Genomic DNA, 19621 nt, shown 5'->3' with positions numbered 1-19621 from the left:
TTAAATTAGCCGTTCTTTTAAAAATAAGTTCTCATAATGTACCGAATCATAATCAAAAGATTTTTCGACTTTACCGCTTCCTTTCTAGGCTTAGTCTTGCTTAGTCCATTATTTCTTTTAGTAACCATCGGTTTATATCTTGCCAATCAGGGGAAACCATTTTTTTTCCAAAAAAGACCGGGCAAGAATGGACAGATCTTTAACATCATCAAGTTTAAAACAATGAATGACAAAAGAGATCCTCAAGGGAATCTTTTATCAGATGAACTTCGGTTGACTGAAATCGGTGCTTTTGTAAGAAAAACCTCGATAGATGAAATTCCACAATTGATAAATGTTCTAAAAGGGGAAATGTCTCTCATCGGACCACGTCCATTACTTCCAGAATATTTAAATTTGTATAATGATTTTCAAAGAAGAAGAAACGAAGTTCGACCTGGGATTTCCGGTTGGGCACAGGTGAATGGCAGAAATACGATCAGTTGGGAACAAAAGTTTAATTATGATGTTTGGTATGTTGATCACCAGAGTTTTTTATTAGACTTGAAAATTTTATTGATGACGGTGAAAAAAGTTTTTGTGTCCGAAGGAATAACTCAGGAAGGTCATGTAACATCCGATGAATTTAAAGGAAACATCTCATGATTCTTTTTGGTGCGAGCGGACATAGCAAAGTAGTACTCGATATCCTTATTTCTAAAGGGATAAAAGTAGATATGATCGTTGATGATAATCCAAGGACTATTGAAATTTTTGGAGTAAAAGTTAGAAAAACTTCACATTTGGATCTGAGCGAGTCCGCCATCATTTCCATCGGAAATAATTTAACACGGAAAATAATATCAGAAAAATATACTTTCAATTATGTTTCTGGGGTTCATTCAAGCGCTGTTATTTCTCAATTTTCGAGGTTAGGAATTGGAACTGTTGTCATGGCAAATGCAACAATCAATCCTGATGTAACTGTTGGGAAACATTGCATCATCAATACAGGAGCTGTTATTGAACATGATTGCCTTCTAGAAGATTTTGTACACATTTCGCCAAATGCTTCCTTAGCCGGGAATGTTTCTGTAGGAGAAGGTTCTCATATAGGTATTGGAGCTTCTATTATTCAAGGCGTAAATATTGGACGATGGGCAACAGTAGGTGCAGGAACAGTCGTTATTAAAAATATTCCGGATTTCGCAACAGTTGTTGGTAATCCGGGAAAAATTATTAAAATTAAAGATTTAGAAATATGAACTCAAAAATATGGCTCTCCTCACCACATATGGGAGGAACAGAATTAGACTATATACACGAAGCATTTAAAGAAAACTGGGTTGCGCCTTTAGGGCCTAATGTAAATAATTTTGAAGATGATTTGAAAAGTTATTTAAATCAAAATGTAGAAGTTGCTGCCTTAAGTTCTGGAACTGCTGCATTGCATTTAGCATTAATAATTAATGGAGTAAAAGCAGGCGATGAAGTTATTTGTCAAGCCTTTACTTTTTCTGCCTCCGCAAATCCAATCGCTTACCAGGGAGCAATTCCTGTTTTTATTGATAGTGAAGAAGATACGTGGAATATGTGTCCGATTGCGCTTGAAGAAGCTATAACGGACCGCATCGCAAAAGGTAAAAAACCCAAAGCTATTATTGTCGTTCATCTTTATGGTATGCCCGCAAAAATGAATGAGATACTGGAAATTTCGAATAAATACGAAATCCCTGTTATTGAAGATGCGGCGGAAGCTTTAGGTTCTACTTATAAAGAACAAAAGTGTGGAACATTCGGTGAGATGGCATTATTGAGTTTCAATGGAAACAAAATCATTACAACTTCTGGTGGTGGTGCCTTGGTGTGCAAAACAAAGGAAGAAAAAGATAAAGCAGTATTTTTATCCACGCAGGCGAGAGATGACGCTCCTCACTATCAGCATTCCGAAATTGGTTATAATTACAGAATGAGTAACATTTGTGCAGGTATTGGTCGTGGACAAATGGAAGTCCTGGATGAAAGAATTGCAGCACGCCGAAAAAACAACCAATTTTATCAGGATCTGTTTAAAGAATTTGATGGGATAGAAGTCTTTGTAGAACCTAATGATGATTATTTTTCTAACCATTGGCTCTCTGCAATTACCATCGATGAAAATATTACCGGATTTACGAGAGAAGATTTAAGGTTGAAATTTTTAGAACAAAATATTGAGTCTCGACCGTTATGGAAACCAATGCACCTGCAGCCGGTATTTAAAAATTCGCCTTACTACGGTAAAAAAGTAGCAGAAGAATTATTTGATAATGGTTTGTGCCTACCGTCCGGATCAAGTCTTACCGATGAAGAACGCGATCGGATCAGGGAAGTTGTTCAAAAATGCTTTTCCGCTCAAAGTATTAAATAATTTAAAGGTTTAATATAAAAGATATTTATTTGTAATAACATCCTGCTTCTTAATGGAAAAAAAAGTAAAAATAGCAATTTTAGGCTACGGACATATCGGTAAAAAGCATGCAGAAATGGTCTCCCAAAATCAAGACTATGAACTGATTGCTTTGATAGATCCCAAATTTACAACAGCGGAAATGGAAGAACAAAATTCAGTTCCTTATTTTCATTCTTTGCAAGATTTTGTTAACAGTCCTTTAAAAGCCAATATCGTTGCAGTTTGTACACCAAATGGTTTGCACTTTGAACAGGCAAAAACCCTTATTAATAAAGGAATAAATGTTATCATCGAAAAGCCAATTACACTTCACTCAGAAGAGGCTGAACAATTAGATAAATTAGCACTGGAAAAAAAGGTGCATATTTTTCCAGTCATGCAAAATCGCTTTTCACCACCCGCTTTATGGTTAAAAGATTTGATCGAATCACAGGTTTTAGGCAAAATATTTATAGTACAGATTTCTTGTTTCTGGAATCGAAATAATCAATATTACACCAAAGAATCCTGGCGGGGAACAAAAAAGTTAGATGGGGGAACGCTCTTTACCCAGTTTTCCCATTATTTAGATATCATGTATTGGCTTTTTGGAGACATCACCAATATCAAATCTAAATTTGCAGATTTTAACCATTCTGAAATGACAGAATTTGAAGACAGCGGAATTATCACTTTTGATTTTAATTCAGGCGGAATGGGAAGTTTCACCTTTTCTACTTCAGTCTGGAATGAAAATTTAGAAAGTTCTCTTACCATAATCGCAGAAAACGGTTCAGTAAAAGTTGGTGGCCAATATATGAATCATGTTGAAAAATGCATCATTAAAGATTACGCTGCACCTCATTTGCCTGAAACAAATCTGGCAAATGACTATGGAAGTTTCAAAGGCTCAGCACAAAATCACCAGCATTTGTATAAAAATGTCATCGATTTTTTAAGAACGGGAAAAGAAATTCATACTACTACAGACGACAGTATTCAGGTACTTAAAATTATAGAGAATATTTATTCCCACAACAGCTAAACTATTATTCATGACCATTAAGGAAACTCCATTAAAAGATTGCTACATTATCGAACCCACTATTTTCGAAGATGATCGAGGCTACTTTTACGAAAAATTTAATGAAAATAAATTTGCAGAATTAACCGGAATGAATGGTCATTTCGTACAGGACAATGTTTCAAAATCTTCCTACGGCGTTTTGAGAGGTCTTCACTTACAAAAAGGTTCAGATGCTCAAGCCAAGCTCGTTTCCTGTTTAGAAGGAAAGGTTTTTGATGTTGCCGTGGACTTAAGGAAGGATTCTTCAACTTTTGGAAAATGGTTTGGGGTTGAATTATCAGCAGAAAATAAGTTACAGTTTTACGTTCCCAGAGGTTTCGGACACGGCTTTTCTGTTCTTTCAAAAAGTGCAATCTTTGCTTATAAATGCGATAATTATTACAGTAAAGAATCGGAAGGTGGCGTTTTGTGGAATGATTTAGATCTCGATATCGACTGGCAATTGTCCGAAGAAGATATTCTGCTATCAGATAAAGATAAAATTCAACCTACCTTTGCAGAAGGAAATTATTAAACAACTTTATGAAAAATATTATTATCACCGGTGGAGCCGGATTTATTGGTTCGCACGTTGTTCGTGAATTCGTAAAAAACCATCCAGACAGTAAAATCATCAATCTTGATGCTTTAACTTATGCCGGAAACTTAGAGAATTTAAAAGATATTGAAAACGAACCTAACTACATTTTTGAGAAAGCTGATATCACTAAAGTTGACGAACTCAGAAAAGTTTTTGAAAAATACAATCCAGATGCGATCGTGCATTTAGCGGCAGAAAGTCATGTGGACAGAAGTATTGAAGATCCAAGTGCATTCATCAATACCAATGTAAATGGAACGGCAAATTTATTAAATTTAGCGAGAGAATTCTGGACTTTGAATCCAGATCACCAGCACGGAAATTTCCCTGATGAAACCCGAAAAAATTTATTTTATCACGTTTCTACCGATGAGGTTTATGGAAGTTTAGGCGAAACCGGTTTCTTTTTAGAAGACACTGCATACGATCCAAAATCTCCTTATTCAGCAAGTAAAGCTGCATCTGATCATTTAGTTCGAGCTTACGGAAATACTTATGGAATGCCGTTTATTATTTCTAACTGTTCCAACAATTATGGTCCAAATCATTTTCCGGAGAAATTAATTCCATTGTGTATTTCGAATATTTTGAATGGTAAACCACTTCCAATTTATGGAGACGGAAAATATACGAGAGATTGGCTTTACGTTATCGATCACGCAAAAGCAATTCATCAGATATTCTATGAAGCAAAAACCGGTGAAACTTATAATATTGGCGGTTTCAACGAATGGAAAAATATCGATTTGGTGAAAGAACTCATCAAACAAATGGATGAGAAGTTAGGAAATGCAGAAGGTCATTCAGAAAAATTGATAACTTACGTGAAAGATCGTCCGGGTCACGATTTACGCTATGCCATAGATGCTTCAAAACTGAACAAAGAATTAGGTTGGAAACCGTCTGTAACTTTCGAAGAAGGTTTAGGAAAAACAATCGATTGGTTCCTGGATAATAAAGAATGGCTGGAGAATGTAACATCAGGAAATTACCAAGATTATTACAATAAACAATATAATTAGTAATTGAGTTCTTGGATGATTGAGTTTTTGAGTTTTAACATGTAAAAATTTTGATGATGACTTTTGTGAAATTCCATAAAGATTTAATTGTTTACCAGAAAGCATTTTCTGCGGCAATGGAAATCTATGCGATTTCTAAAAAATTCCCTTCAGAAGAAAGATTCTCATTAACTGATCAGATAAGAAGATCGTCACGTTCGGTTAATGCGAATATCACTGAAGCTTGGAGAAAAAGGAGATACGAAAAATCCTTTATCAGCAAACTTAATGACGCAGATGGTGAAGCTGCGGAAACTCAAAACTGGTTGGATTTTGCATTTTCTTGCGAATATATTGATAAACAAATTTACTTAGATCTATATAAAAAATACGATGAAATTTTGGCTATGATTGTATCAATGACGGTCAATTCTAAAAAATGGACATTTACTGAACCCAAAATCTCGAAACCACAATAACTCAATCACTCAAAAACACAAACACTCAATAACTCAAAATGAAAGGAATAATTTTAGCCGGAGGTTCCGGAACCAGACTTTATCCATTAACAATCGCAGTAAGCAAGCAACTCATGCCAGTTTACGACAAGCCGATGATTTACTATCCGCTTTCCACCTTACTTTTGGCAGGAATTAAAGAGATTCTAATTATTTCTACACCCCATGATATTGGCGGTTTTGAAAAATTATTGGGAGATGGTTCCGCGATAGGGTGTAATATTCAATATAAAGTTCAACCAAGTCCAGACGGTTTAGCGCAAGCTTTTATCCTGGGTGAAGAATTTATTGGCGGCGATTCTGTGGCGCTTGTTTTGGGCGATAATATTTTTTACGGCGCAGGTTTAGCAAAGCTTTTGTCGAGTAAAACAAATGTAAAAGGAGGTTGTGTTTTTGCTTATCAGGTTTCTGATCCTGAACGATATGGCGTAGTTGAATTTGATGAAAATCAAAAAGCAATTTCGATCGAAGAAAAACCGACAGAGCCAAAATCAAATTTCGCTGTTCCCGGATTATATTTCTATGACAATTCTGTGGTAGAATATGCTAAGAATTTAAAACCTTCACCAAGAGGGGAATTAGAAATTACCGATATCAATAGAATTTACCTCGAAAAAGGAGAACTCGAAGTTGGCGTGATGAGCAGAGGAACCGCCTGGTTAGATACCGGGACTTTCGATTCTCTTCATGATGCTTCGGAATTTGTAAAAGTTTTAGAAAAAAGGCAGGGCTTCAAAATTTCATGTATCGAAGAAATCGCCTATATCAAAGGCTTTATAAACGAAGAACAGCTGCTAAAGTCTGCAGAGAAATACGGCAAAAGTGGCTACGGTGATTATCTGAAAAACTTAGTGAAATAAAATATATTTCAAATATTTATAAAGAGAGCTTCTAAAATGGCTCTCTTTTTCCTTTGAAAAAGGTCCCAAAATTAGGGTTTAGCTCTTAACGTTAACCCATTGGGAGGTTAATTTTTAAATAAGTACTTTTGGGATGAATAAAGGACCATCAAAATCATTTTGAGGTTTTTTTTATATATTTACCCTATGGCTGAAATGTTTATAATAGGAATTTGTCTGGTATTATTGGTTTCTTATATCTTCGATATTACCTCGAAATTCACGAAAGTTCCCTCTGTAATTTTTTTGCTTGCAACAGGTTGGCTTTTGAATCAGGTAGGTGGTTTATTTAATATCATCATTCCAAATCTGAATGTAATTCTTCCTATTTTAGGAACTATTGGACTTATTTTAATTGTTTTGGAAGGTTCCCTGGAACTCGAACTCAACAGATCAACGCAGAGTGTGGTTAAAAAATCGGCTCTTATTGCCTTGTTTCCTTTAGTAATAATCGCCATTGGGTTTTCTGTTTTCCTAAACTTAGAGTGGGAAATTCCTTTTAAGCAGAGTCTGATCAATATTATTCCGTTTTGTATCATCAGCAGTTCGATCGCCATTCCAAGTGCGATTAATTTATCCAAAGAAAAACGCCAGTTTATAACGTACGAAAGTAGTTTATCCGATATTATCGGGGTGATCTTTTTTAATTTTGCCACGTTCGGAACGGCTATTACTTTAAGCGGTGCATTTCACTTTGTGGGTCAGTTTATGCTGATGCTGCTCATTTCTTTGGTTGCATCGTTGGTTCTGGCTTTTCTCTTGGCGAAAATTGATCATCATATCAAATATGGTCCGATCATTATTCTGAATATTCTAATCTATCAGATCTCTAAGATTTACCATCTTCCGGCTTTAATTTTTATTCTCTTTTTTGGTTTGATCCTGGGGAATATTGATGAGTTAAAAGGATCGAAATTCCTCAAAAAATTCAGTTTTACAAAGCTTAACAAAGAAGTTAAACACTTTAAAGATGTTGTGATAGAAGCTACTTTTATCGTTCGTACCTTATTTTTTATCGTCTTTGGATTTGTTTTGAAGACGGAGGATATCATCAATGAAAATTCTTTAGTCTGGTCGATTTCAATTGTTGTTTCTATTTATGTGCTGCGCGCCATTTTCTTAAAACTGGGGAAGATGGATATGCAACCCTTGTTTTATATTGCGCCAAGAGGATTAATTACAGTCCTGCTTTTCCTAAGCATTACACCCAAAGATCGTTTTCCTTATCTTAATGAATCAGTCGTGATTCAGGTGATTCTATTAACCACGTTTGTGATGATGATCGGACTCATCTTCGAGAAAAATGTAAAGCCCGACATGCTACGCTTTCCAAACTTTAGAAAAGACAAAAATAAAGAAGAATAATTTTTTGCTATAATATGCTTACCTTTGCGTCCAATAAATTTTATAATGCGCACAAAATCAGTAGGAAAAAAGAGAATCAATATCGTAACACTGGGTTGCTCCAAAAATGTGTACGATTCTGAAGTCTTGATGGGGCAGTTAAAAGCCAATGGAAAGGATGTAGTTCATGAAGATCGAGGCGATATTGTAGTCATCAATACTTGTGGATTTATCGATAATGCGAAAGAAGAAAGTATCAACACGATTCTCGATTTTGTTGAAGCTAAAAACCGTGGCGAAGTAGAAAAAGTTTTTGTTACAGGTTGTCTTTCAGAGCGATATAAACCAGATTTGCTTCGGGAAATTCCAGATGTTGATCAATATTTCGGAACGCGCGACCTGCCTTTATTGTTGAAACATTTAGGTGCAGATTACAAACACGAATTAGTTGGCGAACGATTGCTTACCACTCCAAAACATTACGCTTACTTAAAGATCGCCGAAGGTTGCGACCGACCTTGTTCTTTCTGCGCAATACCATTAATGCGGGGAAAAAACATCTCAACTCCCATCGAAAATTTAGTGATCGAAGCTGAAAAATTAGCCAAACAAGGTGTTAAAGAACTCATATTAATTGCTCAGGATCTTACCTATTATGGATTGGATCTCTATAAAAAACGAGCTTTAGGAGATTTGCTATTGCGTTTGGTGAAAGTAGAAGGGATCGAATGGATCCGTTTGCATTATGCTTTTCCAACCGGTTTCCCGGAAGATGTTTTAGATATTATTAAAGCAGAACCCAAGGTTTGTAACTATATCGATATTCCTTTACAACATATTAATTCTGACTTGTTGAAAGCCATGAAACGTGGAACTTCACATGAAAAGACAGATGCACTTCTCGCTAAATTTCGGGAGAAAGTTCCAGACATGGCGATTAGAACGACTTTGATCGTTGGTTTTCCGGGAGAGACAGAAGAACGTTTTCAAGAGATGAAAGAATGGGTTCGCGAACAGCGATTCGACCGTTTAGGTTGTTTCACGTATTCCCATGAAGAAAACACGACCGCTTACGTTTTAGAGGACGATGTTCCGCAAGAAGTGAAAGAAGCCAGGGTAGAAGAGATCATGGAATTACAGTCCCAAATTTCCTGGGAAAAGAACCAAACCAAGATCGGACAAACCTTCCGATGTATTTTCGATCGTAAAGAAGGCAACTATTTTGTAGGCAGAACAGAATTTGATTCACCCGATGTTGACAATACGGTTTTGGTTCCGGCAGAAAATACCTACTTATCGATAGGAGAATTCGCAGACATCAAAATAACTTCAGCAGAAGAATTCGATTTATATGGTGAGCTGGTTTAGTAAATAGATAAAAATCTCTCACTTTTTTGATTATTTATCAAGAAAATAGTATAATAAAACTTCCAGAATTTCTGGAAGTTTTTTATTGATGTAGATGTTGATTATCAGTGGGTTTAGATCTCATTTAGCACTGTGTTATGCAATAGACTGTTAATAAAATTAACATTATAGCTTATTTTTTAACACAATTTAAGAACCTTTGTCAAACACCATGAAAAGTGATTGCACAAAGAACCTTAACAAAAAATTAACAATTCGTTAAGAGTGTTTAACAGTATAAGAGTAGCTAGTAATGATTTCGGAATAAATTTGCAGAGTCAAAACCAATAAAAATAATTCAAAATGATGAAAAGAGGAATACTCCTAATCATAATGATGATTTCAACGCTCGGTCTATATTCTTTTAACAAATATAATGCCGATGATACTAAGACCAGTATCGCATCATTTTACCACGATAAATTCAACGGTAGAAAAACAGCAAGCGGAGATGTTTTCAATAACTCGAAAATGACTGCAGCAAACAGAACGCTTCCTTTCGGTACAATGCTGAAAGTTACCAGTTTAAGAACAGGATTATCTGTAATAGTAGAAGTTAATGACCGCGGTCCTTTTCATTCGTCCAGAGCCATTGATCTTTCTAAAGCAGCGTTTGATGCAATTGGCAACACCAGAAAAGGTACAATGCCTGTTGAATACGAAATTATCGACAACGATTAAAATTACGTTCCATAGAACAATAAAGCCGTCTCATTTGAGTCGGCTTTTTTTATTGGTTTTTATTAAAGCGACAAATTTGACTTCGTCGAATAGGAATATTTTCTGGGGCGACAAATTTCCGCCCTCCGTTCCCGCTTTTTTGTTCCACTTCGTTTCACAAAAAGAGCTCCACTCAGGTCGGGTCGCAGGAAGTTCAAAAAACAAAAAGAAGTCTAAAAAAAAGAAAATTGAATATTCCCGTCCTTAATAACCTCACACCCTTAGCTAAGTGAAACGCCTTAGCGCGGTAATTTTGTTCAGCATGATAAAGAAACCTTTGCGTTAAAGTAAAATCATTTTCTTCGAGAGCTCTAACAAAACCGGACATAACCCGAACAAGTTTAATTAGCTCTGAGAAAGTATCTAAAACTAAACCTCACACCCTTGGCTAAGTGAAACGCCTTTGCGCCAGCAATTTTGTTCAGCATGATAAAGAAATCCTCGCGTTCCTTGCGTTAAAGTAAAATCATTTTCTACGAAAGCTCGACAAAACCGTGCAATCGAACAAGTGTTAGCTCTGAGAAAGTATTTAAAACTAAACCTCACACCCTTGGCTAAGTGAAACGCCTTTGCGCCCGCAATTTTATTCAGCATGATAAAGAAATTTTTGCGTTCCTTGCGTTAAAGTAAAATCATGTTCTACGAAAGCTCCACCAAAACCGGACAATGATCCGAATGCACCGCTTCCTTCAAAATAACCGCTCTCGACAGCTTCTCTTTTAAAGCGTAAGACACAAAATTATAATCCAATCGCCAACCTTTATTATTGGCTCTGGAATTTTGTCGGTAACTCCACCAGGAATAATGATCAGGTTGCGAATTAAAATACCTGAAACTGTCGATCATTTCGCATTCCTCCATAAACATCGTCATCCATTCTCTTTCCATCGGAAGAAAGCCAGAAGTCGTGGCTAATCCTTTCGGATTGTGAATATCGATCGCTTCATGACAAATATTAAAATCGCCACAAATGACGAGGTTAGGAATCGATTTCTTCAACTGCCTAATGTAATCCATAAAATCATAACAAAATTTCATTTTAAATTCAAGCCGGTCAATATTTGAAGCCGAGGGAACATAAACAGAAATCACTGAGAGATCCTCGAAATCTGCCCGCATAATTCTGCCTTCGCTATCGTAATGTTCAATTCCGCAACCATATTCAACATGCAAAGGTTTTACTTTCGAGGCGATCCCAACTCCAGAATATCCCTTCTTCTGCGCAGAATGCCAGTAACTGAAATAGCCGTTTTTTTCTAAACTTTCGATATCGATCTGGTCGTTGCCGGCTTTACTTTCCTGAATGCAAATGACGTCGGGATCAGCAACTTTTAACCAACCCAAAAAATCTTTGGTAAATGCTGCTCTAATTCCGTTAACATTGTAAGAAATAATTCTCATAGGTTTAAAATTTAAAATTTAAAAACAAAAAAAAATATAAAAATAGGAATACAACAATAATCAGAATGATGTACTACCATCTTTCTGTCTTGTCAATTTTAAAAAGTGCAGATTTCTTTTGCTCATGATAATTAGGATTTTTAAGAAATTCTCTTTCGTACTGCAAAAGCGCTGGTTTCGGCCCTAAAGTTTTTTTTATAAGTTCCCATTCCGGATCAGCAGGAGTTACGCGCCTTGTTTTTTTATTTTTCAATTTTAGCTCTACAGATATTTGCCCGTTATCACTGATCAAGCCTATTTTTTCGTATGGCAATTCCAGAATTTCTTTATCCTCGAAATAGATCTTCCCGTTTTGAAAATTTTCTACAAGATCTTTCGCGTTGAGTAAAGGCAAACCTGTTTTATCAATCACCATTTTAATGACAAGTAATATTGAATCTTCGGCGATATGCTATTTCAGCTCGTCTTCAGAAAGATCGAAGGATTTCAGATATGATTTTATTTCCTGCAAATTTTTAAAATTTTTATTGTTCCTAATTCACAAAAAAAGGCGTGCAAAATCTAAGACTTTTCCCGCCTAATCCATTTACTTTTTAGGAAATAATTTTCATGGATTAAAATTTTGATAAAGATAATAGGCTGCGATCAGCATTGCAGTGACAAGTAGAATGTATTTCCATTTTTTCATTGGACTTTCCTCAACAAACAAACTACTTTTTTTAGGAGGAGTAGTTGCATTATCTGAAAACTCCTTTTCATAAGCGGCAATCTTCGGAATATGGTTCAGCGCTTTTCGTACTTTAGACCAGTCTTTATCATTGGGATCAATAAATTTTTCTGGTGCATCATTTTCTCGAAATTTTATCGAAACATTGCCGTTCTTATTTTCGTAATTAACTTTCTGACTACTTTCGATTGCATTAAAATCGTAAGTAAATTCCTCTTCTTTATTTTGTATGCTATTTAATAAGCTAATCGTGTTTCCCAAATTAAAATTGGCTTTTGTCTCAATGAGTCTTATTGCCTCAAACATTTTGTCATTTTCAACAAGACTTAGAATTTGGTTTTTATCGATACCGAAATCTTCCAGTGCAGTTTTTACATTTTGCATTGCTATTGTTTTAAATAATTCGATAGGAATATACAAAAAAAGGGCGGTAAAAATCTTTGATTTTTACCGCCCAAATAGATCCCAAATAAAATAAACTATGAAAAAAAACTTACTTGGGTTCTAAGATGCTTATTGGAATAATAACTTCTTCTAAAGAAATTCCACCATGTTGGTACGTCTCTTTATAGTAGTTCACAAAATGATTGTAATTTTTTGGATACGCTAAAAAGAAATTATTCTTCGCAAAAATATATTTAGAACTTAAATTTCCTTTTGGTAAAAACAGTTTTTCTGGATTAGAAATCGCCCAAACATCGCTGTTTTCGTAGGTTAAACTTCTTCCTGTTTTGTATCGAATATTCGTTGACGTTTCTCTGTCGCCTACCACTTTACTAGGTTTTTTCACATAAATAGTTCCGTGATCGGTTGTAATAACGAGTTTGAAACCGTTTTCTGCCGCCTGCTTAATAATTTTTAATAACGATGAATTTTCAAACCAGTTATACGTTAAAGAACGGAAGGTTTTATCATCTCTGATCAATTGATTTACGATGACATTATCTGTTTTTGCGTGCGATAAAATATCGATGAAGTTGTACACGATCACCAACAGATCATTATTTTTATGCTGGTTAAAATCATCTAAAATTTTACGCTCGAAATCCGAATTCAGGATCTTAAGATATTTCATGCTTTTACCTGAAAGTCCAAGACGTTTCATTTGATCCTCTAAAAAATCTCTTTCGTGCTCGTTTTTATTGCCTTCCTCATTGTCATTAAACCAATAATCTGGAAATCTTTTTTCAATCTCCGACGGTAGCAGTCCCGCAAAGAACGAATTTCTAGCATATTGTGTCGCTGTTGGCAGAATGCTGTAATAATAATCCTCAGAGGTTTTGTTGTAAAAACGGGTAAACAAAGGTTCGATCACTTTCCATTGGTCGTAACGCAGATTGTCGATCACAAGTAATAAAACTTTGTCCTTCTCAACTTCAGCTTTTATTTTATCTTTAAATAAGGTATGACTCATCATCGGCTTATCGCTGGTGTGCAGCCAATCTTCGTAATTGTTTTCGATGAATTTTGAAAACTGAATATTTGCCTCCTCTTTTTGAGATTGTAAAAGCTCAGAAAACTCATTATCGAAAACTTTATCGAATTTGATTTCCCAGGTAAGGATCTTTTTATAATATTCTGCCCATTCCTGATACGTTCTTAAGTAAGAAAGTTCCATTGAAAGGTTTCGAAATTCCTGCTGATATTCCAGAATAGTTTTCTGTTCCACTAAAGTATCTTCCTGCAAATTTTTCTTCAATGATAGTAAAACCTGATTCGGATTGATGGGTTTTAAAAGATAATCGGCGATCTGTGAACCAATTGCCTGCTCCATGATCTGCTCCTCTTCATTCTTCGTAACCATTACAATTTTAATGGCAGAATCAATATTTTTGATCATCGGAATCGCTTCAAGGCCAGAAATTCCAGGCATATTTTCATCGAGCAAAGCCAAAACGAAATTTTCTTTTTCGATCATTTCCAAGGCTTCGTTCACGTTATTTACAGGGGAAATTTGATAGCCTTTACTTTCTAAAAATACAATATGTGGTTTCAGTAAATCTACTTCATCGTCAATCCAAATTAATTTTGTCATATAATTATTTCAATATTTATATTTTGGTTACATGTTAGAACCATCTTTATAGCAACAAAAATACGACCATTTGTTCTTAAATTTTGCCCAAAGGTTTCTGCAATAAAGTTAAAGTTGAGTTAACGAAAAAGCTTGAAAATTAGACGAATTTTTATTGAAAAAGGACGATTTAAATCACTGAGAATCTATTAAAATTAGAATGGTAGGAAGTTTTGTTTTATTATAATTAATTTTACGCTTCCTTAAATATTTACTTTCAAAAAATGACCAATAAACTCAAAATTATTAACGATCCGGTTCACGGTTTTATCAAAATACCTTCTGAAATTATTTTTGATGTTATAGAACATCCTTATTTCCAAAGATTACGCAGAATTTCACAAACGGGTTTACTCAATTTAATATTTCCCGGCGCTACACATACAAGATTTCATCATGCTTTGGGCGCGATGCACTTGATGTTCACGGCTTTGGAAACTTTAAAATTGAAAGGAATAGAAATTTCTAAAGAGGAAGAGAAATCTGCCTTACTTGCGATCTTGCTGCACGATGTTGGTCATGGTCCTTTTTCCCACGCTTTAGAAAATATGTTGATGGATGATTGGCACCACGAAAAACTGTCGCTGCTGTTGATGAATAAGATGAATGCTGAATTTAGCGGAGAACTTACGATGGCAATTGAAATGTTTCAGGGGAAATACCACCGGAAATTTTTCAACCAGTTAATTTCTTCTCAACTCGATGTGGACCGATTAGATTATTTGAAACGCGACAGTTTTTACACAGGCGTTGCAGAGGGGAATGTAAATACACAACGTATTATTTCGATGATGAATGTTTCTGAAGATGAGCTGGTGATCGATGCAAAAGGAATTTATTCCATAGAAAATTTTTTAACAGCCAGAATGTTTATGTACTGGCAAGTCTATTATCATAAAACATCGGCCTTGGCAGAACATCTTTTGGTTAAAATTTTGAATCGGGCGAAAGTGCTGACTTCCGAAGGAAAAGACTTACCAGCTTCCGAAAATCTAAAATATTTTCTTCATAAAAGCCATTTCGAGAGTCCTACAGAAGAAGATATTCAGCGGTTCACAGAACTCGACGATAATGATGTTATTCAGGCCATGAAATTCTGGACTAAATACGATGATTTTATTCTGTCTTATCTGTGTAAATGTGTGATGGAAAGAGAGTTTCCCCGCACCATAATATCTTCTCAACCGTTTGATGCTGAATTTATTAATGATAAAGTAAAAAAGATCAATCAAAAATTTAATATAGAAAATGGAGCAGAATTAGTTGATGAGATTTCCCGAAGTTTACTGCCTTATAATAAGGACGTTCAACCTATTTATTTACTGCAGAAAAATGGCGATAAAATAACTTTAGAAAACTCTGAAAATCAGATCCTTTCTTCCTTTATCAATCAGCTGAATACCAAGTATATTTTATCATTCCCAAGAGAAATCTAGGTTAATATTTTTCGCTGAAAAGGAATTGAGATATTTGGGAATTTCCTATATTTGCAAGATATGGAATTTACAGCATCACAGATTGCAAGTTTTATTAACGGAAAAATTATAGGCGATGAAAATGCTGCAATTAGCGGAGTTTCACCTATTGAGAGTGGCGAAAAAGGCCACCTTTCTTTCGTTGCACAAGAAAGATTTGCAGAATTTATTGGGACCTCTAAATGCTCCGTTCTTATTGTTTCAGAAAAACTTTTAACCAAAGACTCTTATCCTACCACCATTATTGCTGTTGATGATGCCTATCTTGCTTTTCAGATTTTAATGAATCTTTACAAAGAAATGCAGGGCAGAAAATCAGGTATCGAAGATGGTGCAGTATTTCACGAAACCGCAAAAGTGGGTGAAAATGTGTACGTTGGAGCTTTTACATGTGTTTCCGAAAAGGTGAGGATTGGTGATGGAAGTCAAATTTATCCCCAGGTTTTTATTGGAAAAAATGTAAAAATCGGCAAAAACTGTGTGATATACAGTGGTGTTAGAATTTACGATTACTGCGTGATCGGCGATAATTGTATCGTACATTCCAATACCGTGCTCGGATCCGATGGTTTTGGTTTTCAGCCGACAAAAGATGGCTATCAAAAAATCCCGCAACTCGGTAATGTCGTTTTAGAAGATGATGTAGAAATTGGTGCGAACTGTACGGTCGATCGGGGAACTATTGGTTCTACGATTATTGGCAAGGGAACCAAAATAGATAATTTAATTCAGATCGCCCACAATGTAAAAATTGGGCAGAACAATGTAATTGCGGCACAAACCGGAATTGCAGGTTCTACAACGATTGGTGACTGGAACCAAATTGGTGGTCAGGTTGGAATTGTTGGTCACATAAAAATTGGAAGTCAGGTAAAAATTCAGGCACAAAGCGGGGTTACAACCAATATAAATGATAAAGAGACTCTTTATGGATCTCCGGCAATAGCCTATAACGATTACCTGCGAAGTTATGTTCATTTCAAGAAACTACCGGAAATGGCAAAAAAATTAAATAATCTAGAAAATAACTCAAAAGATAAATCGAGTGAGTGATAAACAAAAAACTTTAACGGAAGAGGTAACGCTATCCGGAATTGGTCTTCATACCGGTAAAGAAGTAAAACTAACCATAAAACCTGCAAAGGAAAATACAGGATTTGTCTTTGTAAGAACAGATCTAGAGGGTCATCCTCATATTGAAGCCGACGTTAATTACGTAACAACTACTGAAAGAGGAACCACTCTGGAAAAATTAGGCGTACGGATTCATACCTGCGAACATTTGCTCGCTGCTTTAGTCGGTTGCGATGTCGACAATGCGATCCTCGAAATGGATAGTGCTGAACCACCGATTTTAGATGGTTCTTCCAAATTTTTCGTGGAGGCAATTGAAAAAGCAGGCGTAACGGAGCAAGCTGCGGCCAGAGAATATCTGGTTGTGAAGGAAGTGCTCAGTTATGTAGATGTTGCAACAGGTTCAGAACTTACAATTATTCCTTCCGATACTTACGAAGTTACAACGATGGTGGATTTCGGAACGAAAGTTTTGGGAACACAAAATGCAACTTTAAAGGATATTTCCGAATTTAAAAATGAGATCTCTTCTGCAAGAACTTTTAGTTTTCTGCACGAGTTAGAAACGTTGTTAGATGCCGGTTTAATTAAAGGCGGAGATATTTCGAATGCAATTGTTTATGTAGATAAAGAATTAACGCCGGAAACCGCTGAAAAGTTGAAAAAAGCCTTTGGTAAAGATGATATTTCAATCAGACCCAACGGAATTTTAGATAATCTGACTTTGAATTATCCAAATGAAGCTGCACGTCATAAATTACTTGATGTGATCGGTGATTTAGCTTTGGTTGGAGTAAAAATAAAAGGAAAAGTAATTGCCAACAAACCAGGACATTTTGTAAATACTCAGTTTGCAAAAAAACTGAACCGACAGTGGAAATTACAAAGAAGGAAAAATGTGCCGGATTTTGATTTATTAAAAGAACCGGTTTTCGATATTAATGGGATTATGAAATTACTGCCACACCGGCCACCATTTTTATTGATCGATAAAATATTAGAATTATCAGACAGTCATGTAGTTGGCTTAAAGAATGTTTCGATGAACGAACCATTCTTTGTGGGTCATTTTCCCCTGGAACCAGTTATGCCGGGAGTTTTACAGATAGAATCAATGGCACAGGCAGCCGGGATTTTGGTTTTGGCAAGCGTTCCTGATCCAGAAAATTATTCGACCTATTTTATTAAAATTGATAAAGTAAAATTCAAAAAGAAAGTAGTTCCCGGAGATACTTTACTTTTTAAAATTGATTTGCTGGAACCGATCAGAAGAGGAATTGTTCACATGCAGGGCTATGGTTACGTACGCGACAGTGTTGTAGTTGAAGCAGAATTGATGGCGCAGGTGGCAAAAAGAAAAGTAACGGAATGATACATCAATTAGCTGCAGTAGATAAACGTGCGATCGTTCATAAAAATGTAATTGTAGAACCTTTTACAACAATTGCAGGAGATGTAGAAATAGGAGAGGGAACGTGGATCGGAGCCAATGTAACCATCATGGATGGTGCAAGAATTGGTAAAAATTGCAAAATATTCCCCGGAACGGTAATTTCAGCGGTGCCCCAGGATTTAAAATTTGATGGCGAAGATACTCAGGTGATGATCGGCGACGGTACAACGCTCAGAGAATGTGTCACTGTTAACCGCGGTACCAAAGCTTTAGGTTTTACAAAAGTTGGTAAAAACTGCCTCGTTATGGCAACGTCACATATTGCGCACGATTGTGTTTTGGGAAATAATGTCATTATCGCCAACGGTTGTGGGATCGCAGGTCATGTAGAGATCGGAGATTACGCTATTATGGGCGGACTTTCTGCCATTCAGCAATTCGGAAAAATTGGTAAACATGTCATGATATCTGGCGGATCGCTCATCCGAAAAGATATTCCACCTTACATAAAAGTGGGCAGAGATCCAATTTCTTACGCCGGAATTAATTCGGTAGGATTAAGAAGACGTGGTTTTACGAATGAGAAGATCTTCGAAATTCAAAAAATTTACAGAGCTATTTTTCAAATGAAAATGAACGTTTCCCAGGCGGTAACTTATATTGAAAAAGAACTTCTTCCAACCGCAGAACGAGATGAGATCTTAGAATTCATCAAAAATTCGCCAAGTGGAATCGTAAAAGGCTATGGAACCGGAAAAGACTAATCAATTTAATTCGAGATCAATTCTTAAAGATCAACTTTAAAAAAATAAAAATTTATAACATCATATTTTAAATGGCAACAAGCAACGATATAAAAAAAGGAATGTGTATCGAATTCAGCAACGATATTTTCAAGATCATCGAATTCATGCACGTTAAGCCTGGAAAAGGTCCGGCTTTCGTAAGAACTAAAATGAAATCAGTAACCAATGGAAAAGTGTTAGACAACACCTTTTCTGCAGGTCATAAAATTGATGAAGTAAAAGTGATTACAAGAAAATTCCAGTATTTATATGAAGACGATAACGGATTTCATTTCATGAATAATGACGATTTTTCTCAGATCTATATTGATAAAAATATGATCGAAAATGCTCAGTTCATGAAAGCTGGCGAAGAAGTAACCATCATTTTGAAAGACAGCGATGAATCCCCACTTTCTGCGGAAATTCCACCCACTGTTTATTTAGAAGTGATCGAAGCTGATCCAGGTGTAAAAGGAAATACAGCAACAAACGCTTTAAAAAATTCCATCGTAGAAACAGGAGCAAGAGTAATGGTTCCTTTGTTCATCGAAGCTGGAGACAAAATTAAAGTGAATACTGAAGACGGAAGTTATCTGGAAAGAGTAAAATAATATTTTTTTGGGCAGCTTAATCCGCCTTCCGCTCCCAATCTTTTTTCTCAACCCAACCCTCTCCAGAGGAGCGGCAGTCAAGGCAAAAAAAAGGATTTCCGCTCAAGTCGGG

General features: G+C 35.8%; 20 protein-coding genes. 16 read left to right on the top strand and 4 right to left on the bottom strand.

The window, feature by feature from the left end; genetic code table 11:
* Positions 1–36: 36 nt before the first annotated feature.
* The 11 genes from ACZ9HT_RS10655 to ACZ9HT_RS10605 all read left to right on the top strand — a co-directional run bounded on the left by ACZ9HT_RS10655 (position 37) and on the right by ACZ9HT_RS10605 (position 9927).
* Positions 37–645, top strand: a complete 609-nt coding sequence (locus ACZ9HT_RS10655; protein ID WP_476040467.1) for a sugar transferase — start codon at positions 37–39, stop codon at positions 643–645.
* Positions 642–1244: an acetyltransferase gene (locus ACZ9HT_RS10650; RefSeq protein ID WP_476040466.1), complete on the top strand. Its 603-nt coding sequence runs from the start codon at positions 642–644 to the stop codon at positions 1242–1244. Before ACZ9HT_RS10655 ends, ACZ9HT_RS10650 begins: the two co-directional genes overlap by 4 nt.
* Positions 1241–2389: a DegT/DnrJ/EryC1/StrS family aminotransferase gene (locus ACZ9HT_RS10645; RefSeq protein WP_476040465.1), complete on the top strand. Its 1149-nt coding sequence runs from the start codon at positions 1241–1243 to the stop codon at positions 2387–2389. Before ACZ9HT_RS10650 ends, ACZ9HT_RS10645 begins: the two co-directional genes overlap by 4 nt.
* A gap of 52 nt (positions 2390–2441) precedes the next feature.
* The gene (locus ACZ9HT_RS10640) at positions 2442–3455 is read left to right on the top strand and encodes a Gfo/Idh/MocA family protein (RefSeq protein WP_476040464.1); all 1014 of its coding nucleotides are present in this window, start codon (positions 2442–2444) and stop codon (positions 3453–3455) included.
* A 10-nt stretch (positions 3456–3465) separates the two neighbouring features.
* The gene (gene rfbC / locus ACZ9HT_RS10635) at positions 3466–4011 is read left to right on the top strand and encodes a dTDP-4-dehydrorhamnose 3,5-epimerase (protein WP_476040463.1); all 546 of its coding nucleotides are present in this window, start codon (positions 3466–3468) and stop codon (positions 4009–4011) included.
* Between the two features lie 8 nt (positions 4012–4019).
* Positions 4020–5099, top strand: a complete 1080-nt coding sequence (gene rfbB, locus ACZ9HT_RS10630) for a dTDP-glucose 4,6-dehydratase (protein WP_476040462.1) — start codon at positions 4020–4022, stop codon at positions 5097–5099.
* Between the two features lie 56 nt (positions 5100–5155).
* A complete protein-coding gene (locus ACZ9HT_RS10625) occupies positions 5156–5557 on the top strand; it encodes a four helix bundle protein (protein ID WP_476040519.1) in 402 nt (133 codons plus the stop codon).
* A gap of 38 nt (positions 5558–5595) precedes the next feature.
* The gene (gene rfbA, locus ACZ9HT_RS10620; RefSeq protein WP_476040461.1) at positions 5596–6456 is read left to right on the top strand and encodes a glucose-1-phosphate thymidylyltransferase RfbA; all 861 of its coding nucleotides are present in this window, start codon (positions 5596–5598) and stop codon (positions 6454–6456) included.
* 186 nt (positions 6457–6642) lie between these two features.
* Complete coding sequence (locus ACZ9HT_RS10615; protein WP_476040460.1) at positions 6643–7860, top strand: cation:proton antiporter; 1218 nt, start codon at positions 6643–6645, stop codon at positions 7858–7860.
* A gap of 45 nt (positions 7861–7905) precedes the next feature.
* A complete protein-coding gene (gene rimO, locus ACZ9HT_RS10610; RefSeq protein ID WP_476040459.1) occupies positions 7906–9207 on the top strand; it encodes a 30S ribosomal protein S12 methylthiotransferase RimO in 1302 nt (433 codons plus the stop codon).
* A gap of 342 nt (positions 9208–9549) precedes the next feature.
* Positions 9550–9927, top strand: coding sequence for a septal ring lytic transglycosylase RlpA family protein (locus ACZ9HT_RS10605; RefSeq protein ID WP_476040458.1), 378 nt, complete (start codon positions 9550–9552; stop codon positions 9925–9927).
* A gap of 678 nt (positions 9928–10605) precedes the next feature.
* Here ACZ9HT_RS10605 and ACZ9HT_RS10600 read toward each other — a convergent pair.
* From ACZ9HT_RS10600 to porX, 4 genes are all read right to left on the bottom strand, one after another.
* Positions 10606–11367 carry an exodeoxyribonuclease III gene (locus tag ACZ9HT_RS10600; protein ID WP_476040457.1) on the bottom strand — a complete coding sequence of 254 codons (762 nt, stop codon included), beginning with the start codon at positions 11365–11367 and terminating at the stop codon, positions 10606–10608.
* Between the two features lie 73 nt (positions 11368–11440).
* Positions 11441–11782 (bottom strand): hypothetical protein, encoded by a 342-nt coding sequence (locus ACZ9HT_RS10595; RefSeq protein WP_476040456.1) that lies wholly within the window; start codon positions 11780–11782, stop codon positions 11441–11443.
* Positions 11783–11974: 192 nt separating this feature from the next.
* Positions 11975–12478: a hypothetical protein gene (locus tag ACZ9HT_RS10590; RefSeq protein ID WP_476040455.1), complete on the bottom strand. Its 504-nt coding sequence runs from the start codon at positions 12476–12478 to the stop codon at positions 11975–11977.
* A gap of 109 nt (positions 12479–12587) precedes the next feature.
* Positions 12588–14129 carry a T9SS response regulator signal transducer PorX gene (gene porX, locus ACZ9HT_RS10585; RefSeq protein ID WP_476040454.1) on the bottom strand — a complete coding sequence of 514 codons (1542 nt, stop codon included), beginning with the start codon at positions 14127–14129 and terminating at the stop codon, positions 12588–12590.
* A gap of 263 nt (positions 14130–14392) precedes the next feature.
* On the opposite strand from porX, the gene ACZ9HT_RS10580 reads away from it, so the two are divergent.
* The 5 genes from ACZ9HT_RS10580 (at position 14393) to efp (ending at position 19509) form a co-directional block, all read left to right on the top strand.
* On the top strand, positions 14393–15604 hold the full coding sequence (locus ACZ9HT_RS10580; protein WP_476040453.1) for an HD domain-containing protein: 1212 nt from the start codon (positions 14393–14395) through the stop codon (positions 15602–15604).
* Between the two features lie 60 nt (positions 15605–15664).
* A complete protein-coding gene (gene lpxD / locus ACZ9HT_RS10575; RefSeq protein ID WP_476040452.1) occupies positions 15665–16696 on the top strand; it encodes a UDP-3-O-(3-hydroxymyristoyl)glucosamine N-acyltransferase in 1032 nt (343 codons plus the stop codon).
* Complete coding sequence (locus ACZ9HT_RS10570; RefSeq protein ID WP_476040451.1) at positions 16689–18089, top strand: bifunctional UDP-3-O-[3-hydroxymyristoyl] N-acetylglucosamine deacetylase/3-hydroxyacyl-ACP dehydratase; 1401 nt, start codon at positions 16689–16691, stop codon at positions 18087–18089. Before lpxD ends, ACZ9HT_RS10570 begins: the two co-directional genes overlap by 8 nt.
* The gene (gene lpxA, locus ACZ9HT_RS10565) at positions 18086–18874 is read left to right on the top strand and encodes an acyl-ACP--UDP-N-acetylglucosamine O-acyltransferase (RefSeq protein ID WP_476040450.1); all 789 of its coding nucleotides are present in this window, start codon (positions 18086–18088) and stop codon (positions 18872–18874) included. Before ACZ9HT_RS10570 ends, lpxA begins: the two co-directional genes overlap by 4 nt.
* 71 nt (positions 18875–18945) lie before the next feature.
* Positions 18946–19509, top strand: coding sequence for an elongation factor P (efp, locus tag ACZ9HT_RS10560; protein WP_039351669.1), 564 nt, complete (start codon positions 18946–18948; stop codon positions 19507–19509).
* Positions 19510–19621 lie beyond the last annotated feature (112 nt).

The organism is Chryseobacterium sp. UYP7, from assembly GCF_056279225.1.
The sequence above is the reverse complement of the archived record's forward strand: the minus strand, read 5'-3'. Positions and strand labels throughout refer to the sequence as shown.

Bases quoted from the DNA above. Each gene is read 5' to 3' on its own strand.
- ACZ9HT_RS10655 (WP_476040467.1), top strand. From the start codon at position 37: ATGTACCGAATCATAATCAAAAGATTTTTCGACTTTACCGCTTCCTTT.
- ACZ9HT_RS10650 (WP_476040466.1), top strand. From the start codon at position 642: ATGATTCTTTTTGGTGCGAGCGGACATAGCAAAGTAGTACTCGATATC.
- ACZ9HT_RS10645 (WP_476040465.1), top strand. From the start codon at position 1,241: ATGAACTCAAAAATATGGCTCTCCTCACCACATATGGGAGGAACAGAA.
- ACZ9HT_RS10640 (WP_476040464.1), top strand. From the start codon at position 2,442: ATGGAAAAAAAAGTAAAAATAGCAATTTTAGGCTACGGACATATCGGT.
- rfbC (WP_476040463.1), top strand. From the start codon at position 3,466: ATGACCATTAAGGAAACTCCATTAAAAGATTGCTACATTATCGAACCC.
- rfbB (WP_476040462.1), top strand. From the start codon at position 4,020: ATGAAAAATATTATTATCACCGGTGGAGCCGGATTTATTGGTTCGCAC.
- ACZ9HT_RS10625 (WP_476040519.1), top strand. From the start codon at position 5,156: ATGACTTTTGTGAAATTCCATAAAGATTTAATTGTTTACCAGAAAGCA.
- rfbA (WP_476040461.1), top strand. From the start codon at position 5,596: ATGAAAGGAATAATTTTAGCCGGAGGTTCCGGAACCAGACTTTATCCA.
- ACZ9HT_RS10615 (WP_476040460.1), top strand. From the start codon at position 6,643: ATGGCTGAAATGTTTATAATAGGAATTTGTCTGGTATTATTGGTTTCT.
- rimO (WP_476040459.1), top strand. From the start codon at position 7,906: ATGCGCACAAAATCAGTAGGAAAAAAGAGAATCAATATCGTAACACTG.
- ACZ9HT_RS10605 (WP_476040458.1), top strand. From the start codon at position 9,550: ATGATGAAAAGAGGAATACTCCTAATCATAATGATGATTTCAACGCTC.
- ACZ9HT_RS10600 (WP_476040457.1), bottom strand. From the start codon at position 11,367: ATGAGAATTATTTCTTACAATGTTAACGGAATTAGAGCAGCATTTACC.
- ACZ9HT_RS10595 (WP_476040456.1), bottom strand. From the start codon at position 11,782: ATGGTGATTGATAAAACAGGTTTGCCTTTACTCAACGCGAAAGATCTT.
- ACZ9HT_RS10590 (WP_476040455.1), bottom strand. From the start codon at position 12,478: ATGCAAAATGTAAAAACTGCACTGGAAGATTTCGGTATCGATAAAAAC.
- porX (WP_476040454.1), bottom strand. From the start codon at position 14,129: ATGACAAAATTAATTTGGATTGACGATGAAGTAGATTTACTGAAACCA.
- ACZ9HT_RS10580 (WP_476040453.1), top strand. From the start codon at position 14,393: ATGACCAATAAACTCAAAATTATTAACGATCCGGTTCACGGTTTTATC.
- lpxD (WP_476040452.1), top strand. From the start codon at position 15,665: ATGGAATTTACAGCATCACAGATTGCAAGTTTTATTAACGGAAAAATT.
- lpxA (WP_476040450.1), top strand. From the start codon at position 18,086: ATGATACATCAATTAGCTGCAGTAGATAAACGTGCGATCGTTCATAAA.
- efp (WP_039351669.1), top strand. From the start codon at position 18,946: ATGGCAACAAGCAACGATATAAAAAAAGGAATGTGTATCGAATTCAGC.